Source organism: Rhodococcus sp. NPDC078407 (genome assembly GCF_044542515.1).
In the GTDB taxonomy this organism is placed as follows: Bacteria; Actinomycetota; Actinomycetes; order Mycobacteriales; family Mycobacteriaceae; genus Rhodococcoides.
This window is the reverse complement of record NZ_JBITUQ010000011.1, coordinates 84,654-100,704: the sequence shown is the minus strand read 5'-3', so window position 1 is coordinate 100,704 and position 16,051 is coordinate 84,654. Positions and strand designations below refer to the sequence as shown.

The 16,051-nt window shown below is 64.9% G+C and carries 14 protein-coding genes and 1 tRNA gene; 4 read left to right on the top strand and 11 right to left on the bottom strand.

Annotated features, from left to right (window positions below):
- Positions 1-169 precede the first annotated feature (169 nt).
- A complete protein-coding gene (locus ACIGGF_RS13610) occupies positions 170-2,512 on the top strand; it encodes a transglycosylase domain-containing protein (RefSeq protein WP_397521868.1) in 2,343 nt (780 codons plus the stop codon).
- Positions 2,513-2,578: 66 nt separating this feature from the next.
- Here ACIGGF_RS13610 and ACIGGF_RS13605 read toward each other — a convergent pair whose 3' ends face one another.
- Positions 2,579-3,043 carry a GatB/YqeY domain-containing protein gene (locus tag ACIGGF_RS13605; RefSeq protein WP_397521836.1) on the bottom strand — a complete coding sequence of 155 codons (465 nt, stop codon included), beginning with the start codon at positions 3,041-3,043 and terminating at the stop codon, positions 2,579-2,581.
- A gap of 191 nt (positions 3,044-3,234) precedes the next feature.
- Between ACIGGF_RS13605 and ACIGGF_RS13600 the strand changes: the two genes are divergently transcribed.
- From ACIGGF_RS13600 to ACIGGF_RS13590, 3 genes are all read left to right on the top strand, one after another.
- Positions 3,235-4,188 (top strand): metallophosphoesterase, encoded by a 954-nt coding sequence (locus ACIGGF_RS13600; protein WP_397521867.1) that lies wholly within the window; start codon positions 3,235-3,237, stop codon positions 4,186-4,188.
- 17 nt (positions 4,189-4,205) lie between these two features.
- A tRNA-Pro gene (locus tag ACIGGF_RS13595) sits at positions 4,206-4,279 on the top strand.
- Between the two features lie 70 nt (positions 4,280-4,349).
- Positions 4,350-4,775: an SRPBCC family protein gene (locus ACIGGF_RS13590; RefSeq protein ID WP_397521835.1), complete on the top strand. Its 426-nt coding sequence runs from the start codon at positions 4,350-4,352 to the stop codon at positions 4,773-4,775.
- Positions 4,776-4,856: 81 nt separating this feature from the next.
- On the opposite strand, the gene ACIGGF_RS13585 is transcribed toward ACIGGF_RS13590, so the two are convergent.
- The 10 genes from ACIGGF_RS13585 to ACIGGF_RS13540 form a co-directional block, all read right to left on the bottom strand.
- Positions 4,857-5,828 (bottom strand): LLM class F420-dependent oxidoreductase, encoded by a 972-nt coding sequence (locus ACIGGF_RS13585; protein WP_397521834.1) that lies wholly within the window; start codon positions 5,826-5,828, stop codon positions 4,857-4,859.
- Between the two features lie 9 nt (positions 5,829-5,837).
- Entirely contained in the window at positions 5,838-6,638 is an 801-nt protein-coding gene (locus ACIGGF_RS13580) for an SDR family NAD(P)-dependent oxidoreductase (protein ID WP_397521833.1), read from the bottom strand.
- 30 nt (positions 6,639-6,668) lie between these two features.
- Positions 6,669-8,468 carry a glycoside hydrolase family 15 protein gene (locus tag ACIGGF_RS13575; RefSeq protein WP_397521832.1) on the bottom strand — a complete coding sequence of 600 codons (1,800 nt, stop codon included), beginning with the start codon at positions 8,466-8,468 and terminating at the stop codon, positions 6,669-6,671.
- Positions 8,465-9,154, bottom strand: a complete 690-nt coding sequence (locus ACIGGF_RS13570; RefSeq protein ID WP_397521831.1) for an HAD family hydrolase — start codon at positions 9,152-9,154, stop codon at positions 8,465-8,467. The genes ACIGGF_RS13575 and ACIGGF_RS13570 overlap by 4 nt, the downstream gene beginning before the upstream one ends.
- A gap of 84 nt (positions 9,155-9,238) precedes the next feature.
- Positions 9,239-9,712 (bottom strand): Dps family protein, encoded by a 474-nt coding sequence (locus ACIGGF_RS13565; RefSeq protein ID WP_397521830.1) that lies wholly within the window; start codon positions 9,710-9,712, stop codon positions 9,239-9,241.
- A 136-nt stretch (positions 9,713-9,848) separates the two neighbouring features.
- Positions 9,849-11,381 (bottom strand): catalase, encoded by a 1,533-nt coding sequence (locus ACIGGF_RS13560; RefSeq protein ID WP_397521829.1) that lies wholly within the window; start codon positions 11,379-11,381, stop codon positions 9,849-9,851.
- A 182-nt stretch (positions 11,382-11,563) separates the two neighbouring features.
- Complete coding sequence (locus tag ACIGGF_RS13555; protein WP_397521828.1) at positions 11,564-12,199, bottom strand: hypothetical protein; 636 nt, start codon at positions 12,197-12,199, stop codon at positions 11,564-11,566.
- Complete coding sequence (locus ACIGGF_RS13550; protein WP_397521827.1) at positions 12,199-13,890, bottom strand: GMC oxidoreductase; 1,692 nt, start codon at positions 13,888-13,890, stop codon at positions 12,199-12,201. The genes ACIGGF_RS13555 and ACIGGF_RS13550 overlap by 1 nt, the downstream gene beginning before the upstream one ends.
- On the bottom strand, positions 13,887-15,395 hold the full coding sequence (locus ACIGGF_RS13545) for a flavin-containing monooxygenase (RefSeq protein ID WP_397521826.1): 1,509 nt from the start codon (positions 15,393-15,395) through the stop codon (positions 13,887-13,889). Before ACIGGF_RS13545 ends, ACIGGF_RS13550 begins: the two co-directional genes overlap by 4 nt.
- Positions 15,392-15,997, bottom strand: a complete 606-nt coding sequence (locus tag ACIGGF_RS13540) for a TetR/AcrR family transcriptional regulator (RefSeq protein ID WP_397521825.1) — start codon at positions 15,995-15,997, stop codon at positions 15,392-15,394. The genes ACIGGF_RS13545 and ACIGGF_RS13540 overlap by 4 nt, the downstream gene beginning before the upstream one ends.
- Between the last annotated feature and the right edge of the window lie 54 nt (positions 15,998-16,051).

Below are 16,051 nucleotides of genomic sequence, written 5' to 3'. Positions count from 1 at the left end.
ATCACACCGTGCTCATAATTTAGGTCAACGCGGGCCGCGAATGCAAGACGGCGGGGTCACATTTCTGGTACGGCCGTCCCGAGCAGGGGCGCAGCACACAGAGCCTGCGGCCTGATGCCGGTGCGAGCAGCACCCACGTACGCTGTGTCCTGTGTCAGTCGGAAAAACCGTGGCGAAGCTCGCCGGATGTTCAGCACTCGCCGGTGCGTTGGTCGCCGGCGTGATGTTCCCCTTGGCCGGAGGGTTCGGGTACGCCTCCAACCGCGCCGCCGATACCGTCGACAACGTCTCGGCCGAGTTGGTCGAGGGCGCGGTACCGGCCGTCTCGACGATGACGGACATCAACGGCGCTCCCATCGCCTGGCTCTACGAACAGCGCCGCTTCGAAGTACCGAGCGACCAGATCTCCAACGAGATGAAGCTCGCCATCGTCTCGATCGAGGACCGCCGCTTCGCCGAGCACCGAGGCGTGGACTGGCAGGGCACGCTGCGTGCGTTCCTGACCAACACCACCAGCGGCCAGGTGGAGCAGGGCGCGTCCACCATCGATCAGCAGTACGTGAAGAACTACCAACTGCTCGTGGTGGCCAAGACCGACGCCGAGCGCCGCGCAGCCATCGAGACGACTCCCGCCCGCAAGATCCGCGAGATCCGGATGGCGTTGACGCTCGACAAGGAACTGACCAAGGACGAGATCCTCACCCGCTACCTCAACCTGGTGCCGTTCGGTAACGCGTCGTTCGGCATCCAGGACGCGGCCCAGACCTATTTCGGCATCGACGCCAGCCAGCTCAGCGCCGTCCAGGCAGCAATGCTCGCCGGCATGGTGCAGTCCAGCTCGGCCCTCAACCCGTACACCAACGAGGAGGGCGTGATCGAGCGGCGGAACACCGTGCTCGACACGATGATTCAGAACCTTCCCGAACGCGCCGCGGAGCTCGAGGCACTCAAGTCCGAGCCACTGGGCGTGCTGCCGGTGCCGCAGACCCTGCCCCGCGGATGCATCGCGGCAGGTGACCGCGGGTTCTTCTGCGACTACGCACTGGAGTACCTTGCCGAGGCCGGCATCAGCCAGGAGCAGATCGACAAGGGCGGATACCTCATCCGCACGACACTCGATCCGGCCGTGCAGAACTCCACCAAGGCCGCGCTGGTCGAGAACACCAGCCCGGACCTGGACGGCGTCGCCACGGTCATGAACGTCGTCGCACCGGGGCAGGATCAACACCGCATCCTCGCGATGGGCAGCAGCCGCACCTACGGCCTCAACGGCGACGAGAACGAGACCGTGCAACCGCAGCCGCACTCCCTCGTCGGCAACGGAGCGGGCTCGATCTTCAAGGTCTTCACCACCGCCGCCGCCATGGAGCGAGGACTGGGCACCAGCGCCACGCTGCAGGTTCCCAAACGCGTCGAGGTCAAGGGTGTCGGCGACGGCGGTGCCCGGGGCTGCCCCCCTTCCACGTATTGCGTGGAGAACGCGGGCAACTACCCACCCGCGCTGTCCATCACCGACGCACTGGCTCAGTCCCCCAACACCGCATTCGTCAAGCTGATCGAGTCCGTGGGCGTCACGCCGACCGTCGACATGGCCGTGCGCCTGGGCCTGCGCTCGTACAACGACCCGGGTTCGTCGGGCACCGAGCAGTCGATGGCCGACTTCCAGAAGAGTCAGAATCTCGGCTCGTTCACCCTCGGGCCCACCTGGGTCAACCCATTGGAGTTGTCCAACGTGGCTGCCACGTTGGCGTCCGGTGGCAAATGGTGCCCGCCCACGCCGATCGATTCGATCTTCGACCGCGACGGCAAGCCCGTACCGGTCGCTCACCAGACGTGTGAGCAGGTCGTCGAGCCCGGTTTGGCGAACACCCTGGCCAACGCGATGAGCAAGGACGACCAGGCAGGCGGCACGTCGTCGTCCGCCGCTGCTTCGGTCGGCTGGAGCCTGCCGATGGCCGGTAAGACCGGAACGACCGAGTCCAACCGATCCTCGGGCTTCCTCGGATTCACCAACAACTACGCCGCCGCCGTGTACACCTACGGCGACTCACCGACGCCCAGCGAGATCTGTTCCTTCCCGCTGCGACCCTGTGGATCGGGCAACCTGTTCGGCGGCAACGAGCCGGCACGGACGTGGTTCGACGCCATGAGCCCGATCGCCACGAACTTCGGACCCGTGACGTTGCCACCCGTCGACCAGAAGTACGTCCGCGGCTCGGCCAACGGCCAGGTTCCCGATGTGAGCGGCCAGAGCCAGTCCTCGGCGACGTCCACGCTGCAGGGTGCGGGCTTCCAGGTGACGGCGGTGATGACGGCCGACCAGGCTGCCCGCGGCACCGTGGTGTCGACGTCTCCGTCGGGCAGCGCGGTACCGGGAGCGAACATCACGATCTACGTCAGTGACGGCTCGGTTCGACCGGCTCCGGCACCTGCGCTCCCGAGTATTCGCATACCGGACCTACCCCCGGGCATCCAGATTCCGGCAATCCCCGGGTTGACGGCACCTCGCTAGTGCCTGCGGCAGTGGTGTGGTTACGGCCCTCCTGGGGCACATAACCGCACCACTGCGCGCAGCGCACTACAAGCGGTCTTTGACGGCCTTCGACAGCCGCGAGCCATCGGCCTTGCCTGCGGCCAGACCCGACGCGATCTTCATGACCTGGCCCATCTGCTTCATCGCCGGCCGCTCCCCCAGATCCTCGGCAACCTGCGCGATGGCGGTGTCGACCATGGTGGCCAGTTCCTCGTCCGTCAGCGGAGTGGGCAGGTACTCGTTGATGATCTGAGCCTCTGCATGCTCGTTGGCAGCGAGTTCGCCGCGTCCGTTCTGTGTGTAGATCTCCGCCGATTCGCCGCGCTTCTTCGCTTCCTTGGCAAGCACTTTGAGAACGTCGTCGTCGGTGAGGTCGTGGGCCTCCTTACCGGAGACCTCCTCGGTCTGGATGGCGGCGAGGATCATGCGCAGCGTTGCCAGGCGGAGTTTGTCCTTCGCCTTCATCGCTGCGGTGAGGTCGGTACGGAGACGGGCCTTGAGTTCGGACATGCCGGAAACGCTACGCGGAACAGTCGTCGGCTCGCACGTTCATATCGGGTTGCTGCCGTATCGTGGATGAGGTGTCCGCACAATTCAGTCCCTCGTTTCTCCGTTCCACGACGCAACTGCGCAATACCTCGAACCAACTGCGCAGTGCCTCCACGACGGTGCGCTCTGTTGCCGAGCACGCGCGAGATGCCGTGAGAGCGTCACCGGTGAAGAGTTCGGTGATCGGAACGGCAGGTGCCGCCGCGTTGGGCCTCGGTTACGCCACGCTGATCGAACGCAATGCATTCACGCTGCGCGAGACGTCGATGGCCGTGCTCGAGCCGGGTTCGGCGACCTTGCGGGTGCTGCACATCAGCGACCTGCACATGATGCCCGGCCAGCGGATGAAGCAGAACTGGCTCCGTGAACTGGACCGGCTCGAGCCCGATCTGGTGGTCAATACCGGAGACAACCTCTCCCACCAACGCGCGGTCCCGAGCGTCGTGCAGGCACTGGGTCCGATGCTCGGCCGGCCGGGCCTGTTCGTGTTCGGCAGCAACGACTACTTCGCGCCGAAGCCGAAGAACCCGTTCAAGTACTTCGACAAGAACCACAAGCGCACGACGGGTGAATCGCTACCGTGGCGCGATCTGCGGGCGGCGTTCTCCGAGCGAGGTTGGCTCGACGTCACGCATGTGCGCCGCGAACTCGAGGTTGCCGGGGTACGCATCGCGGCGGCGGGCGTCGACGATCCCCACCTGAAGCGCGATCGATACGACACCATCGCCGGTCAGCCGAATCCCTTGGCCGACCTGCGCCTCGGCATCACGCATTCGCCGGAGCCGCGGGTGTTGGACAGGTTCGCCCAGGACGGTTACGACCTCGTCCTCGCCGGGCACACCCACGGCGGTCAGTTGTGCCTGCCGTTCTACGGCGCGTTGGTGACCAACTGTGACATCGACCGTTCGCGGGTCAAGGGGCCGTCGAAGTGGGGCGCGCACACCCAGCTGCACGTCTCCGCGGGCATCGGAACCTCGCCCTACGCGCCGGCGCGGTTCTGCTGCCGACCCGAGGCCACCCTGATCACACTGACTCCGGCCTCCAGAAAGGGCCCGAAAAATGTCTCCGACGAGGGCGTTTCGCGTTCCGAGGCAGTCGTGAGTTAGACTTCTCCAGCGGTACACGGGGTGTGGCGCAGCTTGGTAGCGCGCTTCGTTCGGGACGAAGAGGTCGTGGGTTCGAATCCCGCCACCCCGACAGTTGGACAGAGAAAAGGACCCACTCGTGTGGGTCCTTTTTCTTTGCCTGATCGACGCTACTGTGAGTCATGCCGACACCCACCCGCGTACATGTGAAGCACCGGTTCGCCTCTCCCCCCGACGTCGTCTTCGCGGCGCTGTCCGAGCACGAGAACCTGGGCGTGCTGTTCATGGCAAAGATCAAGCGCGTGCGCGACGGCGACACCACCCGCAACGGCGTCGGATCGGCCCGCAGCCTGAAGCTGGGTCCGCTCCCCGCGTTCGAGGAGACCACGACCGTCTCCAAGCCGAACACGCTCATCGAGTACCGCATCACCAAGGGCGGTCCGCTCAGCGGCCACTGGGGCGTGCAAAAGCTCACGCCCACCACCGACGGCGGAACCGAGCTGTATTACACGATCGGATTCGACGCACCGATTCCCGGTATGGCCGCAGTCGTCGGCAAGGCACTGACGTCGAGCATCTCGAAGAATTTGCCGCGCCTGGCTCCGTAGCCACGTTTCACGACAAACCGGCCGCACGACGACAAGACCCCGATCGAGGATCTCGATCGGGGTCTCGTGCGTAGTCGACGGTCAGCTGGACGCGGCGCGCAACTTCTCCAACAGCGGTCCGGCAGCCTCGTCCAGGAAGCGCTCCTGGGTCTCGTCGCCCACCTGCACCAGTGCGATGTCGGTGAAGCCGGCCTCCCAGTAGGGCTTCACGGCCTCGACGATGGCGTCGAGGTCCGGTCCACACGGGATCGTCTCGGCCACATCCTCTTTCCGGACGAACTTCGTCGCTCCGGCGAATCCGGCCGTGGTCGGCAGGTCCGCATTGACGGCCCAGCCGCCGGCGAACCAGCGGAATCGGTCGTGCGCGCGGTCGATGGCAGCGTCCTTGTCGGGATCCCACGAGATGGGGATCTGTCCGATGGACCGCGCCGGGCCCTCGTGGTTGTCGGACCACGCCTTGACCAGGTCTGCGTCTGGCTCGGTGGCGATGAGGTGATCGGCGTACTCGGCGAACCGCGCCACGGCCTTCTCACCGCCGGCTGCGATTCCGATCGGGACCCCACCCTCGGGCAGGTCCCAGATTCGGGCCGAGTCGACGCGAAAGTGCTTACCCTCGTACGTGACCAGGCCGCCGGCGTGCAGGGCCCTGATGATCTCGAGCGCCTCGACGAACATGTCCTGTCGCTTGTCGATGGACGGCCAGCCCTCCCCCACGACGTGCTCGTTGAGGTTCTCACCGCTGCCCAGGCCCAGGGTGAAGCGGCCGTCGGCCAGGATTTGCAAGGTCGCGGCCTTCTGCGCGACGACCGCCGGGTGGTACCTGATGATCGGGCACGTCACGTACGTCATCAACTCGACACGTTCGGTCGCCTGGGCCACCGCGCCCAGCGTCGTCCAGGCGTAGGGCGAATGACCCATCGACGAAAGCCACGGTGAGTAGTGGTCGCTACTGACCTCGAAGTCGAAGCCGACCTTCTCGGCACCGACGGCGTATCTCACCAGCTCCTTCGGGCCGCTCTGCTCGGTCATCAGGGTGTATCCGAAATTCGTCATGCACTTCTCCTAAATTGTTGCGACGGAACCGGCGTCGACTCGGTAGTTGGATCCGTTGACGAAGCTGGCGCGGTCCGAGCACAGAAATGCAATGACTGCGGCAACTTCCTCGGGTTCGCCTCGACGTCCCAGTTCCATGAACGGACGCTCCTCGTCGAGGAAGGTCTCGATGGCACCGTCACGATCGGTGTCTTTCTCCTCGGCGCGCTTGTCCATCATCGCGTCGGTCATCGGGGTGTGGATGAAGGCCGGAGAGACAGCGTTCACCAGCAGCCCCTCCGACGCGTAGCTGCGTGAGAGACCCTTGGCGAGGGCCAGTACACCGGCTTTGGCTGCGCAGTAGGGCAATTCGTCGTCGTACGGCTGGACTGCGTCCTCGGAGGCCACCAGCACGACGCGGCCCCAACCGCCGCGGCGCAGCGCAGGCAGGAATGCCCGCAGTAACCGAACGGGGCCCATCAGGTCGATGTCGAGGGTGGAGCGCCACCCTTCTTCGTCGATCTCGTGAAACATGCCCTGCGCGCCCGTCACGCCCGAGGACTGGACGAAGATGTCGATGTCGCCCACGGCCTGTTGCGTCCGGGCAGCCAATTGTTCGACGGCCTCGGTGTCGGTCACGTCTGCCGCGAAGGCGAACAACTGGCCGTCTGGCGCGCCCAGTTTCTTCGCGGCCTCATCGAGCTTCTCACCGTCCTTGTCGCTGATGACGACACGAACGCCCTCGTCCAGCAACAACTTCGCGGTGTGCCATCCGATGCCGGAGTCGCCTCCGGTCACCAGTGCGGCCTTTCCGCCGATTCCCAAATCCATACGATCCCACCTTGCGCTAGAGGTTGCGGTTCACGTGGTTGCGTCGTGCGAGCGAGCGATTGTCAGCGCCGCATTCACCAGGGCCAGGTGGCTCAAGCCCTGCGGGAAGTTACCCAGAAACGACCCGTCCGAAGCATCGATCATTTCGCTGTACAGCCCGACGTCGTTCGAGTGCTCCACCAACTGATCCATCAGAGCTTTCGCTTCGTCGTCGCGGCCGACACACGACAACGCCGATACCCGCCAGAAGGCGCAGGCCACGAACGTCACCTCTTCCTGGGCAACGCCGCTGTAGCGATACATCAGCGGCCCCACACCGAGCTCGCCGACCAGCGCATCGATGGTCGACGAAAGTCGTTCTCCACGATCGAAATTCATCTCGGCGGCCAACAGCACCGACGCGTCCAGGCCTTCCGCACCGGGGTAGGCCAGGTACGTCTGCCGCTCTTCCGACCAGCACTCACTTTCTATGTAGCGACGGATCGTCTCCTTCTCCGCCTTCCACCGGTCCGGGATTCCGGGGATTTCGCCGGCCTCGGCGAGGTGCACCGCGCAATCGAGCGCCTGCCAGCAACCCAGTTTCGAGCTGGTGTAGTGCTGCTCTACTTCGAGTTCCCAGATACCGGCGTCTTTGCGCTGCCACAGATCACACGCTTCGTCGGCGATGGCCGCCAACAACCGCCCGGTCTGCGCATCGAGAATGTTGCCGGCGTCGACGTACTGACGGATGATCGAGAACAGGTCGCCGAAGATCATCAGCTGCAGCTGATCCGCTGCGGCGTTGCCGTTGACGACCGGACCCACACCCCGCCAGCCGGGAACGTCGGGTTGTTCTGTGCCGCCGGGCAATTCGCCGCCGAGAGTATAGAACACGTTGACGAGTGGGTCGTTGGAGCGAATGACCTTCAGCAGCCACGCCACCGCCGCGTGTATCTCCTCACGCAAACCGAATCGGTGCAGCGCGCGAATGGTGTACGCGGCGTCGCGCACCCAGGCGTAGCGGTAGTCCCAGTTCTTGCCACCGGTGCGGTTCTCGGGCAGCGAGGTCGTCGCTGCAGCCGCGATGGCACCGGATGGACTGTGCAACAGCAGTTTCAGCGCCAGTGCACTACGAGCGACATGCTCCGACCACGGGCCCTCGTACGAGAATTCGTCGGACCACACCCGCCAGTTGTCGATCGTCCGGTCGATTCCCTCGTCGAGGTGTTGCGGATCGGGCAGGGGTAGCGGTTCGTTCTCCGTGCCCACCACACCCAGAACGTGGCGAGATCTCGGGGCGGTCGTGACTACACCGCTGATCGCCCGGTCTGCCACGTGTACGTTCTCGATGCCCAGAGTTCTTACCGCCAAGGTCAATCCGTCGATCCGCAGGACGGTGCCATGCTCGGTCTGGTAGGCCCACGGCGATGCGGAGCCCAGCATCGTTCCCGGGGCCACCGCCCACGCCAGTGCCACCGTCCCGTCGAGACCGTCGATCCGGCGGGCCAACTCGACCCAGGGCAGACGTCCGGCGACGCCGGTGTTGAGTGAGTCGGTGATCCGAACCGTGCCGGTATCGGTACGAAAGGTGGTGGCCAGAACGTTGGTCCCCGACACGAATTCGCGCTCCACCGTGAACTCCTCCGTGGGGCTCAGCGCAATGTGCCCACCACCGATCGCATCCAGCAACGCTGCGAACGGCGGCGGTGAGTCCAAGTTGGGCACCGGGAACCAGTCGATGCGTCCGTCGTCGGCCACCATCGCCACCGTTCGCCCGTCCCCGATCGCTCCGTAACTCTCGATCGGGACGTAGCCGTCGACCCTCGGATGCGGCTTTCGCGCGTCGCTCACGCACGTGCCTCACGGGAGAAGATCGGGCTGTCCTCGAGGTGCGACAACAGGTCTGCCGGGTCGTCGAACACGGCCACAGCACCCGCGTCGAGCAGCTCGCCGCGCGAGATACCTCCGCTCAACACCCCGATGGCCCGCACTCCGGCTCGGCCGGCGGATTCGATGTCCCAGACGCTGTCGCCCACCATGATGGCGTTCTCGGCGTCGACGCCGGCGCGCTCCAGAGCGACACCGATGATGTCGGGTTCCGGTTTTGCCACGTCGGCGTCTTCTCCGGACGTCACCACTGCCACCGAGTCTTCGACCTCGAGCAGATCGCGCAGAGTGGACAGCTCGTTCTCGGGTGCCGAGGTTGCGAGAACGACGGTAAGTTCACGACTACTCAACTCCGCCAGGAGCTCCCGAGCGCCAGGCAGAATTTCCAGAGTCTCGGACGCAGCCGCGTAGTACTCGGTGTGCAGTTCTTTGGCCTTTTCGGCCAGCGGACTGTCCGCCGAACCGACCAGCGCCTCCCGCAGCTTCGAGCCGTCCATTCCGATGCTGCGATGAATGCGCCACGACGGCACCTCCTGCCCGGCGTCGCGGAACGCGCGGGACCACGCGTCCACATGCACGTAATTGGAATCGACGAGCGTGCCGTCGATATCTAGCAGGACCGCGTCGACCGTGGGAGCGCTTTCTGACATGGAGCGCTGAATACCCGTGGCCTATACACGCAAACAACAACAGGCCCCGCACCGGTCGGTACGGGGCCTGCGTCGAATCGGGGGTCAGCTGGCCTGGGCCTGCCACATCCAATGCAGCTGCTCGAGCCGAGCAGTGATGGCGATGAGCAGGTCCTGCGTCACTGGATCTGCTTCACCGGTGTCGGCGATACGTCCACGCAGACGCTCGACCACTGCACCGATGTTGTCGACGACGGCCGGCACCACTTCGCTGTCCTGAGTCCACCCGGCACCGAAGCCCTTGGTGCCTGCAGTCGAGGAGACGGTGGCCGCCCGGCCGTCCGGGCTGACGCCGATAGCCGTCGCCCGCTCGGCCGCCTGGTCCGTGAATTCTCGTGCAGCGGTGACCAATTCGTCGAGTTCGAGGTGAACGGAACGGAAGTTCTTGCCGATGACGTTCCAGTGCGCCTGCTTCGCGATGAGCGAGAGGTCGATGAGATCGACCACGGTGCCCTGGAGAGCGTCGCCCGCAATCTTCTGCTGGCCTGCGTCGAGCGTGCTGGTGATGGGGTTCGTCATGATGTGGCCTCCCTGCCGTTGGACGACGGTATGCATCGCACACCAGTATTGTTCTTTCGTCTGTACTACACAACGGCAGGTCGGCGCACGTTGTTCCTGATCGGCGGCATCATCGCTGTGACGCCGATCCCTTCGATCAGACCTTTGCGGCCTCGTCGGCGGGATCGTCGATCGCGCCTGCGCCAGTGGTCGGTGCGGTCTCGTCCTGCTGCGACCGAACACCTTCCTCCACCTTCTTGCCGAGCTCCGGATCGACGTTGGTCCAGTACTCGAACACGCGACTCAGAACGGGCTCGCTGACCCCGTTGAGGACGTGGCCGACGATGTTCCCGACCAGACGCTCGCGCTGCGCGTCGTCCATCGTTTCGCGGACAAGGTTGCCGGCCTGGACGAAGTCGCCGTCCTCGGGGTGCTCGATGTAGCCGGTGCGCACGAAGCGAGGCTCGAAGTCCCACGCGCCGTCGTCGCCGTACTTGTTCGTGTCTGCCGACGGGCCGCCGAAGGAGTTCGGCGCGTAGACGGGCGTCTCTGGAGAGTTGAAGGAGTACCGCATGTTGCCGTCCTTGGAGTACGAGTTGACCTCGGACTTCGGGGCATTGACCGGCAGCTGCGCGTAGTTCGCCCCGATGCGGTACCGATGTGCGTCGGCGTAGGAGAAGACGCGTCCGAGCAGCATCTTGTCGGGGCTGAAGCCGATGCCGGGCACGGTGTTCGACGGCTCGAACGAGCTCTGCTCGATCTGTGCGAAGAAGTTCTCCGGGTTGCGGTTCAAGGTCATCTTGCCGACCTCGATCAGCGGGTAGTCCTTCTGCGACCAGACCTTGGTGAGGTCGAACGGGTTGTACTTGTAGTTCTCGGCCTCGTCGTACGGCATGAGCTGGACCTTGAGGGTCCAGCTGGGGAAGTCGCCGTTCTTGATCGACCCGAAGAGGTCCTGGCGGTGGTGGTCGGGCGATGTACCCGCAACTTCGTCGGCCTTGTCCTGCGTCAGGTAGTCGATGCCCTGGTCGGTCTTGAAGTGGAACTTCACCCAGGTCTTCGTGCCGTCCTCGGCGATCAGCTGGTACGTGTGCGAGCCGAATCCATCCATGTGGCGGAACGACTTCGGAATGCCGCGATCCCCCATCAGCCACGTGACCTGGTGCGCCGATTCCGGCGAGAGGGTCCAGAAATCCCACTGCATGTTGTTGTCACGCAAACCGGAATCGGGCATCCTCTTCTGGCTGCGGATGAAGTCCTGGAACTTGATCGGGTCCTTGACGAAGAAGATCGGCGTGTTGTTGCCGACCAGGTCCCAATTGCCCTCGTCGGTGTAGAACTTCAGCGAGAAGCCGCGCGGATCGCGCCAGGTGTCCGGGCTGCCCTGCTCGCCGGCGACGGTAGAAAAGCGTGCCAGCATCTCGGTCTTGGCACCGGGCTGCAGCACCTTGGCCTTGGTGTACTTGCTGATGTCACCGGTGATCTCGAGCTCGCCGAACGCACCTGCGCCCTTGGCGTGCACCACACGCTCCGGGACCCGCTCGCGGTTGAACTGCGCCATCTTCTCGATGAGGTAGTGATCGTGGAGCAGGATCGGTCCCTGCGCGCCCGCGGTCAGCGACTGGTCGTCACTGGGCACGGGAATTCCCGAATTGCTGGTGGTGGGCTTGCTGGTGGTCGGCTTGGTCATACGAAGCCTCCTGATGGCTGTGTCGTGTGTCGAGTCCGAGAGGGCTGTCTCGGACTCGACCGGGCGGCCGAGGGCGCGGCCGGTTTCTCATTGGGAATGCCCGTAGTCGTCGGACGTAAACCAATGAGACCGACCGCCAGCATGCCTCACCAATCTGGACTCAGTCAAGAAAAGACCGAATCTCAGGACACCAACCGCGCCTCACCCGTCCGCATCGAACCGGAGACGATCTGGAGGCCGAAATATGTTCCCGACGGCAACCAGCTGCTGAGCGTCGGCCCCTTCGAGTCCACCTCGACCCGCGCCAGCCTGGCCTTTCCCTTCAAGCTCGATACACCGACGGCCGACCCGCCGGTGACCGGCTGCGCGAACCCGATGGACCCTTGCATCGGGAATTGCGGCCCGAACCCGCGTGAGTCGGTCCGCACCGACCACTCGCCACCGCGTACCCCGGCCTGACTCAGAACGTCGCCGTCGAACTCGGCCAACACCTTGGGCAGATGCCAGTTCTTGCGGCCGCCGTGCACCGACATGGCGGAATCGACGGCGATGAACGGCACCGACATCCGCGGAATCTTCCCGACGTCCCGGCGCATCACCGGACTCGCAAGTATCTCCCGGTAGGGACCGACCGGCGACGTCGTGTAGTCGACGACCATGCACATCGTGATCGGCAGCGTCTTCGCGCCGGCAGGCGCGAACTCGGACGACCGGGCGCGATGCCACCAGATCGTGGCCCTGACGTCCGCCGGCCACGGCGCAGCAGGGCTCACCGGCCAGTCGGTGCGTTCGGTCTCGGACTCGACGACACTCCACATCAGGAATCCCTCCCCACGACGGTCAGCGGCAGACGCAGAGCGCCGGGTGCTGACACCGGCACCACCGGGTTCGACGGATGAACAGGTGCCACCTCGGTGTAGCCCGAGCCGACGGCCGGCCGACGGTCCGGCTCCCCCTTGTTGGGCCACAACGCCATTGCGCGCTCGGCCTGTGCGGTGATGGTCAGGGATGGATTGACGCCGAGATTTGCGCTGACGGCCGAGCCGTCGAGCACATGCAATCCGTCGTAGCCGTAGACGCGCTGATAGGGGTCGATCACACCGGTTTGCGGTGAGTCACCGATGGCGCAGCCACCGAGAAAGTGTGCGGTCATGGGAATGTTGACGATCTCGGCGATCGACCCGCCCGGATCGCCGCCGATCTTGTCGGCGAGCAGACGAATTGCCTCGTGCCCCTGCGGAATCCACGCCGGCGGCGGGTCGCCTGCCCCGGGCCTGCTGGTCAGCCGACGCCCGAACGGGCCCTTCTTCGAGCCGAGCTCGAGAGAGTTGTCGTCGGTTTGCATCACCAAGGCGATGACGGTGCGCTCGGACCACCGATGGACCGACAGACTGCGCGCCGCAGCGCCGGGATGGCGAAGCGCAACTCCCAGCGTCTTGAGAATTCGCGGCATCTTGCCGCCGCCGTCACTGAGTACGGTCTGCAACAGTCCGATCGCGTTGCTGCCCTTGCCGTATCGCACCGGCTCGATATGGGTGTGATCATCGGGGTGGAACGACGACGTGATCGCCACGCCCTCGTGGTAATCGACCTCGCGGCCGCGCGCGGTGGCGGCGAGGACTGCCTCGGAATTGGTGCGTACCAACGAGCCGATCTTGTTCGACAACCGCGGCAACGACCCCTTCTCCTTGGCCGCGAGCATGAGCTTCTGCGTTCCGTAGGTGCCGGCCGAGAAGACAACCTGATCGGCGGTGATCGTCTTCTCCTTGCGGCGAAGCTTGCCTCCGGTCTTGCGCGTCACCACGTCGTAGCCGCTGCCGTTCGGCCGGACATCCACCACGGTGGTCAGCGGAAGTATGTGCGCGCCCGCATGTTCGGCCAGGTAGAGGTAGTTCTTGACGAGGGTGTTCTTCGCGCCGACGCGGCAACCGGTCATGCACGCGCCACACTCGGTGCACCCGGTGCGCTCGGGGCCCGCACCACCGAAGAACGGGTCGGGTGCAGTCTTGCCACGGTCACCGAAGTAGACGCCGACCGGAGTCGAGGTGAACGTGTCGCCCACACCCATGTCCTCGGCGACCTCCTTCATGACCTTGTCCGACGGAGTGATCGTCGGGTTGGTCTCGACACCGAGCATTCGACGCGCCTGGTCGTAGTACGGGTTCAATTCGCGCTGCCAGTCGGTGATCGAACCCCACTGCGGATCCTCGAAGAACTTCGCCGGCGGCTGATACAGCGTGTTCGCGTAGTTCAGCGACCCGCCGCCCACGCCCGCACCGGCCATCACCAGGACATCGGGTAGTAGGTGAATGCGTTGCACGCCATAGCAACCCAACGCAGGAGCCCACAGGTACTTACGCAGCCGCCAGCTGGTCTTGGGTAGTTCGTCGTCCTCGAACCGTCGGCCGGATTCCAGCACCGCCACGCGGTAGCCCTTCTCGACGGCCCGCAGCGCCGCGACGCTGCCGCCGAAGCCCGAGCCGATGATCAGTACGTCGTAGTCGCTCATGCGGATACCACTTTCTTGTCTGATTCGTTGGTGCCGGATGCGAGTCGATAGTTCGAGGTGTCGAACTCTCTCGTCTTGTTGCGGAACCGGAATGTGTAGGTCGGCCACATCGTCGAGTTGCGTCCATTGGAGTCGAGGTACCAGCTCGAGCAGCCACCGGCATTCCACACCGTGCCCTCGAGCGACGAGTCGACCCATGAATTGTGTTGCCGCTGAGCAGATTCTTCGACCTCCACGGCCGCGATGCTGTGATTCTTCATCTCGTTCAGCGCGGACACGACGTAATTGGCCTGCGACTCGAGCATGTACACGATGGAGCTGTGCCCGAGGTTGGTGTTGGGGCCGTACATCAGGAACAGGTTCGGGAACCCGGCGACGGTGGTACCCAGGTGCGCCTGAGGGCTACCTCCCCAACGCTCCGCCAGCGTGCGACCGTCGGTGCCGCGCAACAGATGCGACACCGGCGGTTCGGTGGGGGTGAACCCCGTCGCGAAGATGATGGTGTCCACCTCGTGATTACGGCCGGATGCGTCGACCACGCCGTTCTCGGTCACCGACTCGAGGCCCGACGTCACCAGATCCACGTCGGGTCGATCCAGCGTCCAAAGCCAATCATTGGACAGCAGAAGCCGTTTGCAGCCGGGTGCGTAGTCGGGAGTCAACGCTGCCCGCGTCGTCGGGTTCTTGACCTGACGCTTCAGGTTGGCCTTGGCGAAAGCCTTCACCGCCGGCAGCATCCACGGGTTGTCGGCCAGCACGGTCACGTAGGCCTCGCGGTAGCCGTAGATGATGCCGCGAACCGCGCGATGGGCCGCGGGAACTTTCTCGTACAGAGTCCGCTCGAGCCGGCCGATGGTGCGGTCCAGGCGGGGGATGACCCAGGCCGGTGTGCGCTGAAAAACTGTGAGCCGCGCGGCTTTGTCGACGATCTCGGGTACGAACTGCACCGCCGATGCCCCGGTACCGATCACGGCGACGCGTTCCCCGGTGAGATCGTGCTCGTGGTTCCACGTCGCGGAGTGGAACACCGTTCCGCCGAACGTGTCGATGCCCGGCACGTTCGGGATCTTCGGCGTCGAGAGCGCGCCTGTTGCTGCGACCAGTACCCGCACGCTCGTTGCGCCCTTGGTGGTCTGCACCGACCACCGCTGATCCGTCTCGCTCCAGTCTGCCGACAGCAGCTCGCAGTCGGTGACGATCCGACGCTGCAACCCCAGCCGCTCCACCACCGATTTCAGGTAGGAGAACAGCTCAGGCTGGCGCGCGAACGTGTGACTCCACTCGGGGCTGGGCGCGAACGAGAACGAATAGAGCGAGGTGGGCACATCGCACGCGCACCCGGGGTACGTGTTGTCTCGCCAGGTGCCTCCCACGTCCGATGCGCGCTCGATGACGGTGACGTCGGCGCTGGGGTCGTCGGCGAGAATCTTCGCGACTGCGGCGAGGCCGGCGAATCCGGCTCCGACCACGAGAACGTCGAGTTGCTGGGGCAGAACAGAATTCACGAGTCCATCACCTTTTCGGACCAGAAGGGAAGGAGCCGTCCACGCAGCTGCGCGTCGGCTTCGGGGGTACGGAACAGGGCAGAGACGGCCAGCCCGCGAGCGAGTTCGACACTGAGTTCGATCGACTCGGTGGACATGCGACTGCCCATGACGATCTGAGCTCCGCCCTGAATGGCCTCGGCGACGCGCCGTTCGAGCGGAACCATCGCCTCGTGCAGAGCCGGATCGGTACGGGCTGCGACCCACAGCTCCAGCGCGGCGTAGAACAGCGGACCCGAGAATGCGTCGGCGAGAATTTCGGGTCCTCGCTCCGGATCGGGCTCGGCTTCGAGTATCTCCGAGAGACGACGGTCGACGAGATGCTCGACGGCAGCGGTCACCAACGACTCCTTGGTCGGGAAGTGGTGCAGCTGCGCTCCGCGGGATACTCCGGCACGCCGCGCGATCTCCTGAGTGCTGGTCTTCGCGAAACCCAGCTCGACGAGGCAGTCGATAGCCGCGTCGAGCAACTTGGCGCGGGTTCCCGCGCTGCGTTCGGCCTGCGTGCGGCGCTGCGTTGGCTCGCCGTCGCTGAGCTTTGTGTCGGTAGTCACACTTCGCACAGTAGCGTGAAAGCTACAAACAGTCCAGCCTGACTTTAAGTTTCGTTCCAAGTG

Excerpts from the sequence above, each read along its gene's own strand:
- ACIGGF_RS13605 (WP_397521836.1), bottom strand. The coding sequence starts at position 3,043 with ATGTCCGAACTCAAGGCCCGTCTCCGTACCGACCTCACCGCAGCGATG.
- ACIGGF_RS13590 (WP_397521835.1), top strand. The coding sequence starts at position 4,350 with ATGCCGACACCCACCCGCGTACATGTGAAGCACCGGTTCGCCTCTCCC.
- ACIGGF_RS13585 (WP_397521834.1), bottom strand. The coding sequence starts at position 5,828 with ATGACGAATTTCGGATACACCCTGATGACCGAGCAGAGCGGCCCGAAG.
- ACIGGF_RS13580 (WP_397521833.1), bottom strand. The coding sequence starts at position 6,638 with ATGGATTTGGGAATCGGCGGAAAGGCCGCACTGGTGACCGGAGGCGAC.
- ACIGGF_RS13570 (WP_397521831.1), bottom strand. The coding sequence starts at position 9,154 with ATGTCAGAAAGCGCTCCCACGGTCGACGCGGTCCTGCTAGATATCGAC.
- ACIGGF_RS13565 (WP_397521830.1), bottom strand. The coding sequence starts at position 9,712 with ATGACGAACCCCATCACCAGCACGCTCGACGCAGGCCAGCAGAAGATT.
- ACIGGF_RS13560 (WP_397521829.1), bottom strand. The coding sequence starts at position 11,381 with ATGACCAAGCCGACCACCAGCAAGCCCACCACCAGCAATTCGGGAATT.
- ACIGGF_RS13555 (WP_397521828.1), bottom strand. The coding sequence starts at position 12,199 with ATGTGGAGTGTCGTCGAGTCCGAGACCGAACGCACCGACTGGCCGGTG.
- ACIGGF_RS13550 (WP_397521827.1), bottom strand. The coding sequence starts at position 13,890 with ATGAGCGACTACGACGTACTGATCATCGGCTCGGGCTTCGGCGGCAGC.